The 12971-nt window shown below is 56.0% G+C and carries 9 protein-coding genes; 5 read left to right on the forward strand and 4 right to left on the reverse strand.

The genetic code is table 11. The features are described 5' to 3' along the window. Nucleotides 1-7: 7 nt before the first annotated feature. A complete protein-coding gene (locus JAO32_RS16300; protein ID WP_334242330.1) occupies nt 8-850 on the forward strand; it encodes a hypothetical protein in 843 nt (280 codons plus the stop codon). 45 nt (nt 851-895) lie between these two features. Here the strand turns inward: JAO32_RS16300 and JAO32_RS16305 are convergent, their stop codons facing one another. Together JAO32_RS16305 and JAO32_RS16310 are read right to left on the reverse strand one after the other, a co-directional pair. After that, a complete protein-coding gene (locus JAO32_RS16305) occupies nt 896-1831 on the reverse strand; it encodes a CHAD domain-containing protein (protein ID WP_334242332.1) in 936 nt (311 codons plus the stop codon). Nucleotides 1832-1905: 74 nt separating this feature from the next. Continuing rightward, nucleotides 1906-2061 carry a DUF3309 domain-containing protein gene (locus JAO32_RS16310; RefSeq protein WP_334242334.1) on the reverse strand — a complete coding sequence of 52 codons (156 nt, stop codon included), beginning with the start codon at nt 2059-2061 and terminating at the stop codon, nt 1906-1908. A gap of 92 nt (nt 2062-2153) precedes the next feature. Between JAO32_RS16310 and JAO32_RS16315 the strand changes: the two genes are divergently transcribed. Next, nucleotides 2154-2747, forward strand: a complete 594-nt coding sequence (locus JAO32_RS16315) for a DUF1003 domain-containing protein (protein WP_334242335.1) — start codon at nt 2154-2156, stop codon at nt 2745-2747. A 70-nt stretch (nt 2748-2817) separates the two neighbouring features. Here JAO32_RS16315 and JAO32_RS16320 read toward each other — a convergent pair whose 3' ends face one another. Continuing rightward, nucleotides 2818-4230, reverse strand: a complete 1413-nt coding sequence (locus tag JAO32_RS16320; protein WP_334242337.1) for an outer membrane beta-barrel protein — start codon at nt 4228-4230, stop codon at nt 2818-2820. A 1122-nt stretch (nt 4231-5352) separates the two neighbouring features. On the opposite strand from JAO32_RS16320, the gene JAO32_RS16325 reads away from it, so the two are divergent. Together JAO32_RS16325 and JAO32_RS16330 are read left to right on the forward strand one after the other, a co-directional pair. Further along, nucleotides 5353-6009, forward strand: coding sequence for a hypothetical protein (locus JAO32_RS16325; protein ID WP_334242339.1), 657 nt, complete (start codon nt 5353-5355; stop codon nt 6007-6009). A gap of 28 nt (nt 6010-6037) precedes the next feature. Then, nucleotides 6038-8677 carry a DEAD/DEAH box helicase family protein gene (locus JAO32_RS16330; protein ID WP_334242341.1) on the forward strand — a complete coding sequence of 880 codons (2640 nt, stop codon included), beginning with the start codon at nt 6038-6040 and terminating at the stop codon, nt 8675-8677. Nucleotides 8678-8725: 48 nt separating this feature from the next. Here JAO32_RS16330 and gyrA read toward each other — a convergent pair whose 3' ends face one another. After that, nucleotides 8726-11707, reverse strand: a complete 2982-nt coding sequence (gene gyrA, locus JAO32_RS16335; protein ID WP_334242344.1) for a DNA gyrase subunit A — start codon at nt 11705-11707, stop codon at nt 8726-8728. A gap of 133 nt (nt 11708-11840) precedes the next feature. Here gyrA and JAO32_RS16340 point away from each other — a divergent pair, with 133 nt between their 5' ends. Then, a complete protein-coding gene (locus tag JAO32_RS16340; RefSeq protein WP_334242346.1) occupies nt 11841-12293 on the forward strand; it encodes a hypothetical protein in 453 nt (150 codons plus the stop codon). The last annotated feature ends 678 nt before the right edge of the window (nt 12294-12971 follow it).

A 12971-nucleotide genomic window follows, 5' to 3' on the forward strand; every position in this document is an offset into this window, starting at 1 on the left:
TGTGCGCATGCGGTACGTGATGGCAGGTGTAATGGCGGGATTGTTGATGGCGACCACGGCGGGCGCACAGAGCGGTCTGGGCAAACTGGACACCTCGCAACCCACCGGCATGACACCGGAGCAGATCATTGCCGAGATGGGCAAGAAGGAATCGCAGTTTGTAAAAGCGCGCGATAACTACACCTTCCGTCAGACCGTCGTCATGCAGACCATCAACGATGACAACGGCAAACCCGACGGCGAGTATCGCCAGGTGACGGACATCGGCTTCGACAAAGATGGCAAGCGCAACGAGACCGTGGTCTTTGCGCCGCAGAACACCATGGAACGCGTGATCCTGGATGCGTATGACCTGGAAGACGTGGCGAAGCGTATCCCACTCGTGCTCACCACGGAGGACCTGCCGAACTACGACGTGAAGTACGTGGGCAAGCAGAAAGTCGATGAGTTGGATACGTACGTCTTTGACGCCAGTCCGAAGAACGCGGACTTCAAGCATCGCTACTTCGAAGGCCGCGTGTGGGTGGATCAGAAGGATCTTGAGATCGTGATGATCAACGGCAAGAACGTGCCCGACGATATCAAGCACGGCCACTTCTCCATTCCCTTCACCACGTATTACGAGCAGGTGGATACGGTGAACTGGTTCCCTACCTACACGCGCGCGGATGGCACTGTACATTTTGCCGCCAGTAAAGACGGCCCGGCCAACGACATTCATATGCGCAACACGGTGAAGTACACCGACTATCGCCGTTATCGTTCGTCCGCACGCATCATCTACAACGGCCAGGACATTACCAACGAGAGCAAGCCGGAGAAACAGCAAAGCGAACCACCGAAGCAATAATGCTCGTCACATCCTGCACCACACGGCGTAGATGTCGATCGACATTTACGCCGTTAGCTTTGGTAGTAACTCCGACAATCGCAGATGATAGTCCGCTAACGCCGCGCTTGTGTGTATCTCATAACGGTGAGTCAACTCGGCCTTACGTCCGTGGAAATTCGTTGCCAGCTGTTGTAGCAGCAGCCAGTCATGCCAGTGTCCACCGGCTCCCTGCACCGCTTCAAACTGCTTCGCTGTCGCGCGTGCTGGAGTGCCTTCCGGCGCTATCTCCACCATGTAGCGGCATAGTTTTGCAGCCTTGCGAATAGCGTGAAGCGTATCTTCATCCAACCGTTCCAGCCGCCGCTGCAACTGCGCGTGTTCATCCTCATTCTTGCGCGGGCGCTGCGCTCTCAACACAGGTTTCAAGTGAGCGACGAAGAACTCTTCCGCGTGTTCCAGCAATGTTGCAGCTGTCAGGGATCGGGAATGAGCAGGCTTGATCGTCTGCTCCAATGCGCGCAATGAGGCTGCAAGCTCCTGCTCCTCATCCTTCAGCACAGCCACCAGCTTCTTCGCTTCATCCTCGCGCTGCGCCTCTAAATATTTGCGAAGCTTCTTTGCCTGCTTCCTTACCGCATCGCCCGTACTGCCGTTGTGCACGGCCGCTTTCTCCGGTGCATCCAGCGTGATCATGCTGGTCTGCACATCCAGATCGCGCACCGAACCCGCAGCGCGTCGGATGCGCCGTAAACGCTGCACTACGCCGCGAGCTTCCATGTGATGTTCTGGCAGACGCATCGGATGATTGCCGTGCCCCAGCAATTCCATCAATTCCAGATGCGCCTGCACACGCCGCGTAGTTGTCCGCAGCTTGTGGACTGCACCCACCTCTGTCGAGGTGATGGCAACCAGCATCGCTGCATCCAAGGCAACGATCTGTTCCTTTAATGCCCGCAGCGGTTGCAGGCGCGTAACGTTCCTTCGAGTAGCAGATGGCATCGTTACTGTGAGATGCACAAGCCGCAACAGGCGTAGTTCTTCACGCCAATGCCGAAGTCCTAATCAGTCTGAAATTAAATGTCGCGGCGCGATCCAAACAGCAACCACAGAATGACCAGTAACAAAATCAAGCTGAGACCACCACCGCCGTAATACCCAATGCCGGGGCCCATGTAATATCCGCCGCCGCCGAAAATAAGAAGCAGAACAATTAGAAGAACGATCAGCATCCCGTCACCCCAAAGTTTTTTCTAAAAAGAAACGTTGCTGTGTGGGATGCACGTGCTTCCGACGGGATGTATCACCATGACGGGAAAATGCCTTGGCGGCAGAAGGCTACATGACCAGAACCGTCATCTCATCATCCGTGGGCCGTTATCGAAGCCCACCGAGGAGTGGCAGAAGCTTGGCCCACGAACACGTGCAGGAACATATTGACCTGATCGCACGACACGAACAGGAGTTCGCCGAGAAACGCACACCATCCGAACGCATGGGCGATGCTGTGGCCGGATTTGCTGGCAGCATGAAGTTCGTCATGCTGCACCTGCTCCTGTTTGGCTGTTGGATCTTCTGGAATAGTCTTTCTGCGCTTCGGGTTTGGCGGTTCGATCCCTACCCGTTTGCGATGCTGGACACGATCGTAGCGCTGGAAGCGATTCTGTTGGCCAGCTTCATCCTGATGCGTCAGCAACGCCTGAGCAGACGCGCCGACGAACGCGACCACCTGATGCTACAGGTACTGCTACTAACAGAAAAAGAGACGACGGCGCTGCTGCAAATCAACCGCGAGATGGCGGAGAGATTCGGCATGCAGGCCGTCGTAGGAAACAAAGAGATGGCCGAACTAAGCGAGGAAACCTCAATTGAACAGGTGGCCGAGACAATCCGAGAGAGCCTGTCCGACGAGTCGTGACTGATCGAAACTCACAGGAACGTCCGCCACGTCAGGCGATTTCAATTCTGTCCTTCGAGGTGAGCACACGTCAGAAATGATAGGTGAGGTCACCTGCGACGATGAACTGCGTGCGCTTGGTCCCCAGATCGTAGGCGGCTAGATCGTAGGAGTGTTCCAGACGCACTTCCGGACGGAAGAGAATGGTTGATCCTATCCACATGCCGTAGCTCACCAAATGTTCCGAATACTTTGTTGTGAAGCCAGTTCTTTGACCTTTGATGTCGTCGAGGAACTCGTTGCGGATGGAGAGGTACCGGTGGGGGCTGAACTCATGCTCCAGGTAATTCACTACTGCCACCTCTGGTGCGAAGCAGGTACGTTCGCCTGCGGAGCAGAAGGCACCGTTCGCCCCTGTCTCTGTGGGTAGCGGATTGGCAACATTCCCGGCAATGTTGGGGACCTGGCGCTCATACATGAACCACGTCTCAGTGTCGGTATGCCAGGTGGCATTGATGCGGTGATACCAGGTTTCGTAGTAGCTCTGCACGTTGTTGTAGGCGTACTTGCCGTCGTTGAGGGAGTTGGCGCAGGTATAGAGCGCATCACCGCCCTTACTCCATGTGTAATCCACGCAAGCAGTAAACGTAGGCTTGGCATCTTTGGTCCACGGTGCCACATCGTTGCCTGCAGACAAGCCTGCCTGCACCATCCAGTGGTCGGAGAGCTTGATGCTGGCTACGATGCCGGTCTGGGTATAGGGGTCAACCCCGTAGAGCAGGGAGTGGGAATAGGTGTAGTTGTTCGGGGCGAGTTGGGCTTCGATGTCGGGCAGCGAGATGTAGCGGCCTACGCGTATGTTCATCCCCTTGGCAACCTTTGGGATGTAGAGATCGATGTAGACCATGACGGGGTCGTAGCCGTTCTCGTGGTTGCGTGCCAGTAGCTGCTGCGACAGGATGCCTTTGGCCGTGGTGAAACGATAGTCCTGCCCATAGAGCTGGGCAATGCGGAAACCCCAGTCGACGTGGTCCGTCTGCACTGTGTTCGGGAGTCGTTCAATGTACAGCACAGCTTGATCGGCGGTGATGCGGTTGGGGTTGTAGTAGTAGGCCGCGGGAGCGTTTGCGCCGTCGCCCTTGTTGGACGTGGAGACATTGAAGCCTCCATTCAGCCAGCCGTAGACCTTGATACGCGAACGGTTCTGGTTGATGGCCTGCATCAGAATGTAGGTCTGCGTATCTGGTGCGCCGATGACTGGCGTTCCGCCGACTGAGTAATCGCTGGAGGGAAATGGTGGTGAATCCAATGGTGCTGGATAACCGCGACGCTCTGGCGCAGGTGCAGACACTGCGGCGGGCGAAGGCTTCCAGTCCTGCCAGTATGCATCGCCAAGTCTCTGGAAGAAGTTGCGGTCTGGTTGTGGTGCAGGTTGGATCTGAGAATGGAGTTGGGTCGGAACTGTTAGAGCAAATGTGAGCAATGAATAAGCTGCAAGACGCATCGTTTCCTCACTCCTGAGTAGAGAGCGAGAGGATGTAGGAAGTCTGTAAAGAAGGCATCAGGAATTCGTAAAGACTTGCCGCGCATTGGGATGCGCGGAGATGCGGCAGATCCCACAGATGTACCCTTCCCCCCTCCCCCCTGTTTTTGCAAAATCGTCTTTCTATTGGGGTTACGGCTGCGTACCCCTCTAAAATCGTCTTTTGATTGGGGTTAGGGGCAAAATCGTCTTTCTAAAGGAGTTAGCGGCTGGAGGAATCTCTCCTTGGTTCTGCTTCTTTCATTTTAGAAAGTTCGGGTGGGTAAACATGCCAACAAAGTTGAACGGTTAAGTGGTTGTTGGGAATGGGTTTGTTGCGGTGGATGGATGGTTCCGGGGTTGACAGGGTGCTTCGCGGCCAGCCGCGGTAGGTGGAGGAGCGCGGCGCGGTGCGGTTGGCTCCTGTGTGCGTTGGGGGCCGCGCTTTGATGGAACGGGCCTTTGGCCCTTTGTCTCTCTTGGGGTGGGTTCTACCTAGGCCTTCGGCCTAGGCTACGATGTCGGCGCGCCTTTGGCGCTTGTCTTTGTGGCTGGGTTAAAGCCCTGCCCTTCCGAAGTATCGCGCTTACTTTTGGGCAGGGTTGGCGCCCTGCCCTTCCGAAGTACTGCGCTTGTCTTTGTGGCTGGTTGACAAGGTTTGCGCAATGCCAGCCGCGGGATTCGATGAGGCGCGGCGCGATGCGGCTTGTTCCTTTGTGCTTTGTGGGCCGCGCATTTTTGGTGGTGAGTTTTTACGGCAGGGCTAAAGCCCTGCCCTTCCGAGTGCCGCATTCTTGCGATGAGTCTTTGTTGGCGAATTGCGACGGGGCGTCCGTTCTCGACTACGAGGGTTCGCGCTTTGCGCGAAGCTGGTTTGGGCTCTCGGCTGAAAGAAGTTCAGCTTTGTCGGCACAGTGGAGTGCGTTGGGATTCTTCGCGGCGCTCAGAATGACGGACTTTGATCATTTACGCATTACTGGACGCCCCTTTGTGCGTTGGATCGCTCTGGCTAGAGCGATACCCAGCTTAGCTTCGCGAACCTGGGGCATTCGGTTTGTGTTTTAGGGTGCAATGCGGGCGATGGATGCGTGTAGGATTCTGCGCATGAAACGGTTGCTGTTCCTTGTCGCGATGGTGGCTGGGTTGGGCGGGGTTGCAAGTGCGCAGCAGCAGCCGAAAGACCCGATGTCTGTTCTGATGACGATGGCAGTGGCTGCGAGAGACGCTGGGGTGCCTGCGGGGATTGTGTTGCGGAAGGGCTCCGATATTTGCCGCGAGCGGGGTGCTTCTGCGGAGCCTCTTCCCACCGATCCGATGCAGCGGTTACGCATGATTGCGGATCAGTATGGATATCACGTGGACGAGAGCGGGCTTGTGCTGTTGGTGACGCCGAAGGACGGTGCGCCGGAAGTGGTTGAAGAGGCGCTGCAACACCGTTGGGAGCACGTTCCGGCTCTGAATAGCGTCATGCGTGAGATGGGGATGGTTCTGAATGGCTGGATGTATACCGTTGCCGATCCGAAGCAAGGTTTCGCCATATCAAGCGCCAGCAATAGCGAGGAAGAGGTGGTGCATCTGCCAGCGAGCGAGAACCTGTCGTCGGAGGAGGTCGCTAACCGCGTCGTCTCGCTTGGCAGCAAAGGCTTCTGGACTGCGTGGCAGGACCTTCCCAGGCCAGACGGTCGTCCTGGGCTAGTCCGGCTCTTCACGTCCTCTTATCGCGACGATTTAATGAATACGCGGCGTTATCAATGCAGGTGATTGTAGTTAGAATTGGCGCACTCCCTTCTTGAGTTTTTGCCTCAATGGCTACGCCTGCGCCGCCTGTGGTGGATTTCCCGAAGGTGGATGTAGATGGGCCGTTTATGGTGACGGTCTCCTAAGCTTTAATCAATGCACTGAAAGGATTGCTGTGGTTGATTTTTCCAAAAAAGTCGGCAAAAGTTTAACAGCGAAACAACTTGAGCCCACGAAGATATATGACTCTTTGGATAGGGCCAGCGATAAGGGGCCTCTGCGACCCGCACAAGAATCAATTCTTGCTGACTGGCATGCTTCGAGACGAGCGGATCGCGATCTTGTTGTGAAGCTTCAAACCGGGCAAGGTAAGACTCTCATCGGCCTTTTGATGCTTCAATCCAAACTCAATGAAGGCCGCGGCCCGGCGGCGTTTCTATGTGCTGATCGATTTCTAGTTCAGCAAACACAGAAGCAGGCCCGAGAATTTGGCTTTAAGAACATCGTCGATGAGCCAGACTCTGAAGAGTTCTCCAGTGGAAGGTCGATCTTAATAAATACGGTCGACAAGCTCTTTAATGGCATCTCTCGATTCGGCACGCGCGCTCAATCGGTCGATGTTGGAACGATTCTGCTCGACGATGCGCACGCTTGTGCGGATTCCATAAGGCAAGCGTTCACGATTTCACTACCGAGAGGTCATGATTGTTACACCGCAATTCTCGATCTATTTATCGACGATCTCGAAGTACAAGGTCCCGGCACTCTCGCGGATATTAAGAATGGGAATTTTGATGCTTTTCTTCCTATCCCCTATTGGTCTTGGAAAGAAAAGGTCGCGGATGTAACAAGATTTCTTGCACGCAAAACTGACGACAATAAGATCAAGTTTCCGTGGGCTTTGATTAAAGACGAGCTTCCCGAGTGTCAGTGTGTCATCTCCGGCTTTGGATTAGAAATTGCACCTAGACTGCCGTTGCTTGAAGTCTTCGGTTCGTACTGGAGGGCAAAACACCGTATATTCATGTCCGCCACGATAACGAACGATGCCTTCCTTGTTAAGGGATTGAACATTGCACCTAAAGCCATAAGCCAACCTTTAACTTATAGCGCTGAAAAGTGGTATGGCGAGAAGATGATCCTGATTCCTTCGTCCGCAGATGAGGGGCTGACTCGTGATCGAATCGTTGATCACTTTGCCAAGCCTGGAGCACGACGGACTGGCGGGGTGGTGGCTTTGACTCCCTCCTTTAAGGCGCAATCAAACTGGGCCGCCCGAGGAGCTGAGGCCGTCGACAGAAATACCATTAACTCTGGGATACAACGCCTTTACAATCGAGACTTTGTTAAAACCTTGGCGCTAGCCAACAAATACGATGGCATCGATCTTCCGGATGACACATGCAGAATCCTCATTATCGATTCAAAGCCATTCTCCGAGGGGCTTCTGGATCGCTATCAAGATAGCTGCCGTCCTCTTAGTGAATCCACCCTACTTAAAGAGGCCCGCACAATCGAACAAGGTATCGGACGTGGTGTTCGTGGTCAGAGGGATTACTGCGTAGTAGTTTTGATTGGCGCTTCGCTCATTCGCGCCATGCGAACAGGTCAATCCAAACTTAATTTCTCTGAGATGACACATAAGCAAATCGAGATTGGTATAGCTATCGCCGATCTGGCAAGAGATGAGATTGCAGAAGGTGTGGATCCTCTAAGTGCTCTCGATAGCCTAGTGAAGCAGTGCCTGACGCGCGACGAGGGATGGAAAAGCTTCTACTCTCAGGAAATGGAATCGGTTGCTGTCAACCCTACTCAACCAGCTTTACTCGACATGTTCGCCGCTGAGCTCACGGCTGAACATGCCTATCGTGATGGCGAGCCGGAGCGCGCAATCGAAGAACTACAAAAGCTAATAGACAAATTCATACCCGCGGACAGTAAAGATGACCGAGGTTGGTACGTTCAAGATATGGCGCGCTATAAACATGCGGTAAGCGCGACCGAAGCTAACTTGCTTCAGATCAAAGCCCACAAAATGAACCACTCTCTCATGCGACCACAATCAGGCATGGTTATCGAACAACTCAAGGTTCATCAAAAACGTGTAGAAGAAGTCCGTTCTTGGCTAAAATCCTTCGAAAGCAACGAGGCGATGATGCTGGCTGCTGAGGAAATCACGACTAAACTTTCGTTTGGAACCCAAGCCGACAAATTCGAAGACGGGGTACACCAATTAGGTATTGCTTTAGGATTTTCTTCTCAGCGCCCCGATAAGGACTGGCGAAGTGGCCCCGATAACCTCTGGGCCCTACGTGACGGCCACTACCTATTAATAGAATGCAAAAGCGAAGTAGATCTTGGTCGTGAGGCTATTTATAAAACGGAAACTGGGCAGATGAATAACGCATGCGCATGGTTCAAACAGAACTATCCTGCGGCTGTCGCTAAAAAGGTAATGATCATTCCGAGTAAGCAACTGGGAGAAGGTGCAGGATTCACAGAATCAGTTCAAATCATGAGACGCCCCAACCTAAAGAGGCTGACAACTTCGTTCAAGGCGTTTTGCAGTGAATTCAAACAACTCGACCTTCACAGCTTGTCTGATTCCAAGATTCAGCAAATTCTCGAACAGCACCGGTTGGCCATCGATAACATTCTCAACGATTACTATGAGGAACCATTAAATCCATAATCAGAAACAAAACACGAAAAAGCCCCAGCCTTAGCTGGGGCTTTTCTGCTATTGCACGAGCGATTTTTCTTCTTCGTTCTTTTCTTCGTTGGGGATGGTTACGGCAGCGGCTACCTTGTCTGCGTCGTCGAGGTCGAGGAGCTTTACGCCCATGGTGGCTCGGCCTGCGGCGCGGATGCTCTTGGTGTCGATGCGGATGATCTTGCCGAACTGGCTGATGACCATGAGTTCCGTTGTTTCATCGACGAGCTGGATGCTGCTGACCTTGCCGATCTTTGGCGTGGTGCGCATGTTGATGACGCCCTTGCCGCCGCGTGACTGGAGGCGGTAGGCATCGACGTCTGTCCGCTTGCCGAAGCCATTCTCACTGACGGTGAGGATGAGGCAGGGGGTGATGCCGATTTCCTTGTCGAGCGCTTCGAGGTGGGCTGCGTTTTCTTCTGGCGCGGCGGCTTCCACCACGTTCTCGTTGGGGTCGCCTTCGAGTTCGAGGGGGACGTTGCCCTTGGCCTTTTGCAGGTCAGCGATGGCCTGCTTCACCTGGTCCACCATGGTGGGCTTGCCGGATTTGGGCGGGTTGGCTGCGTCAAACTTTGCGGCGAGTTCAAGGCGCTTGCGGTTGCGCGCATCCTCAGACGGTGTGACGGCGACGCCGATGACGTAGTCGCCCTTCTTGAGGGTGATGCCCTTGTTGCCGCCGGCGTTGCGGCCCATGGGACGGAGGCCGCCCGACTTTTCGGGGTCGTACTTTTCTTCAAAGCGGATGGCCATGCCCTCGCGGGTGGCGAGGAAGACCACGTCGTCGCCGGAGGTGATGCGGACGCCGATGAGTTCGTCGTCCTTATCGATGTTGATGGCGATGATGCCGCGGGCCATGACGTTGCTGAAGTCAACGAGCGGTGTCTTTTTGACGATGCCGTCGCGTGTGGCGAAGAAGACGTATTTGCCCTCTTCCTTGAGGTTGCGCACGGCGAGGTAATTGACGATTTTTTCGCCGGGCTGGAGCGCGAGCATGGAGGCCATGTGCTTGCCCTTGCCTGCGGCGCCAACGTCCGGGATTTCGTAAATCTTCATCCAGAAGACGCGGCCGGTGTTGGTGAAGAAGAGCAGGTAGGCGTGCGTGCTGTCGACGATGAGCGAGGCGACGAAGTCTTCTTCGCGCGTCTTCATACCTAAACGTCCAGTCCCGCCGCGACGCTGCTGGCGGTAGGTGGAGATGGGCGTGCGCTTGAGGTAGCCGGAGTGCGAGACGGTGACGGCGACCTGCTCGTCTGCGATGAGGTCTTCGAGCTGCAGCTCGGCGGTTTCATCGACGATCTGCGTGCGGCGGACGTCGCCGTACTTGTCGCGGACTTCTTCGAGTTCGGCGACGATGACTTTGCGCAGCTTCTTTTCCGATGCCAGGATGCTCTCGTAGTAGGCGATGTTTTCGCGGACCTTGGCGAGCTCGTTGAGGAGCTCGTCGATGGAGAGCTGGGTGAGGCGGTAGAGCTGCAGTTCGAGGATGGCGTCGATCTGGCGGTAGCTGAGGATGAGCGTGCCAGCTGCGCCTGCGGGTGCGATGGCAGAGCCGAGGAGCGTCTTGTCGATGCCGTACTTGGCGGGGTCGAGCGTGACGCCTGCGAGTTCGGTGCCGCGGAGGTTAATGCTGCGACCGCTGAAGTAGGCGAAGAGGTTTTCGCGGGCGTCGGCGCGGTTGCTGCTGTTGCGGATGATGCGGATGACCTGGTCGAGATGGTCAAGCGCGATCTGCAGGCCGAGCAAGGTGTGTTCGCGCTCGCGGGCCTTGCCGAGAAGGAAGGCAGTGCGGCGGCGGACGACGTCGATACGGTGCTCGATGAAGGCGCGGATGGCGTCGGGCAGCGGGAGTTCGCGGGGCTGGCCGTTGTGGACGGCCAGGAAGATCATGCTGAAGCTCTCCTGCATGGAGGTGTTCTTGTAGAGCTGGTTGAGCACGATCTCAGGCTGCGCGCCGCGCTTGAGTTCGATGACGATGCGCATGCCGTCGCGGTCGGACTCGTCGCGGACGTCGGAGATGTCGTCAATGATCTTTTCGGTGACGAGTTCTGCGATGCGCTTGATGAGGTTGTTCTTGTTGACCTGGTACGGGATCTCGCTGACGATGATGGACTCGCGGCCACCCTTCAGCTCTTCCGTGGAGCACTTGGCGCGCATGAGGAAGCGACCGCGGCCGGTGCGGTAAGACTCGCGGATGTTGCGCTTGCCGAAGATGAAGCCGCCGGTGGGGAAATCGGGGCCCTGTACGTGTTCGAGTACGGCGTCGAGATCCGCGGCAGCGCCCTGGCTGGGGTTGTTCACCAGCGTGATGGTGGCGTTGATGATTTCCGTGAGGTTGTGCGGGGGGATGTTGGTCGCCATGCCGACGGCGATGCCGCTGGAGCCATTCACGATGAGGTTCGGGAAGCGCGCGGGGAGGACCGTGGGTTCGAGCGTGGATTCGTCGTAGTTCGGGGTGAAGTCGACGGTGTCCATGTCGATGTCGGCGAGCATTTCGCCGGTGATCTTCATCATGCGGGCTTCGGTGTAACGCATGGCGGCGGGTGGGTCGCCGTCGACGGAGCCGAAGTTGCCCTGGCCGTCGACCAGCGGATAGCGCATGGAGAAGGGCTGGGCGAGGCGGACCATGGCGTCGTAGATGGCGGAGTCGCCGTGGGGGTGGTAATTACCCATGGCGTGGCCTACGACCTTGGCGCACTTGGTGTACTTCTTGTTGCTCTGGAGGCCCATCTCCTGCATGGCGTACAGGATGCGGCGATGCACGGGCTTGAGGCCGTCGCGGACGTCCGGGAGAGCGCGGCCGATGATGACGGACATGGAGTAGTCGAGATACGACCGGCGCATCTCTTCTTCAATGTTGATGGGGATCATGAACGCGGCGCCGGGGCCGGTGGGCGTGTTGCCACCGTCACCTCCTGAACCTGCTGGTGCGGTTTCAGGAACTTTCGCGTTTTCTTCGGGGTTGTTGCCGCCGTTTGAGCCGAGGGGAAGCTGGTTCTGATCGTCTGCCATTGTCTCTACCAGTATAAATGGCGGGAATCGAATGGCCCTGTTTTCCTAATGAATCGCCGGATACGCTTGGGGCATTTCGGGAATTCCCAAAACCACTCCAGTGCAACTTTTTCTGTACATGGGGTTTCCATGAATGCGTGCTTTTGACGACGACGGCGATGGGCGCCGCGGCGATCTGGAAGCCGTAGGACGGTTCGTGATGAAACGGTTTGGACGTGCGGTGATGTCGGGTGTTTTGCTGGTGGGTATGGTGGCTCCAGTAGCGGCTTCTGCGCAGGGTCCGAGGCCGGGGCAGTATGCCAGCAGCTATTACGGCAATGGTTATCGCAATGATGGCTATCGTGATAACGGCTACCGTGGCGGTTATGACACTCGCTACTACCGGAACGACGCCTACTACTATGACAACCATCATGGCGTTGGACCGGGTACGGGTGCGGCGATTGGCGGCATTGCCGGTGTGGTGCTTGGCGGATTGCTGGGCGGCGGCAAGGGTGCGCTGATTGGTGGCGCGGCGGGTGCCGGTGTGGGCGCGATTGCCGGTGCGGCGAATCAGAATTCGCGTCGCGGCTACTACGGCTATTAAGTTTTAACGATGTTCGGAAGGGCCGAGGTTAACGCCTCGGCCCTTTTCGTTTGGTTGATTTTCCTGATGCATTCTCGTGGTGCTAACGAATGCAGGTCCTTCGGCTTCGCTCAGGATGACGAACTTCGTTCGTTGGAGCTTCGCGGGATTGCGCTTCGTTCGGCTTTGCTTTGCAGGGCTTCTTTGTGCCCGAAAGCATAAGCGGATATGGCTAGGTTGATTCGGTTGGGGTTCTTCGCTACGCTCAGAATGACGAACTTCGCTGGATTGCGCTTCGTTCGGTTCTCAGTGCTACGCGGCCAGCCGCGGAATTCTGAGGGGCGCGGCGCGATGCGGTTTTCTCCTGCTTGCTGCTTGGGCCGCGCGTTTGTCTTTTGGGGTGTGCGTACCTGGGCCTTCGGCCTAGGCTAATATTTCGGCGCGCCTTTGGCGCTTGTCTTAGTGGTTGGGATACGTCTGTCTTCGCGCTTGTTTTTGTTGGCCTGAAGACATAAGGAGCTGTGGTTAGGTCGAGTCGGTTGGGATTCTTCGCTTCGCTCAGGATGACGAACTTCGTTCGTTGGAGCTTCGCTGATCGCACATATGCGCGATACCCAGGTGAGCTTTGCGCACCTGGGGCACCCATGATCGACTCGCGACTACTAATTCTGATGATGTCAGGAAGGGCCGAGGCGTTTT

This window comes from Terriglobus sp. ADX1 (genome assembly GCF_036877645.1).
Classification (GTDB): Bacteria; Acidobacteriota; Terriglobia; order Terriglobales; family Acidobacteriaceae; genus Terriglobus.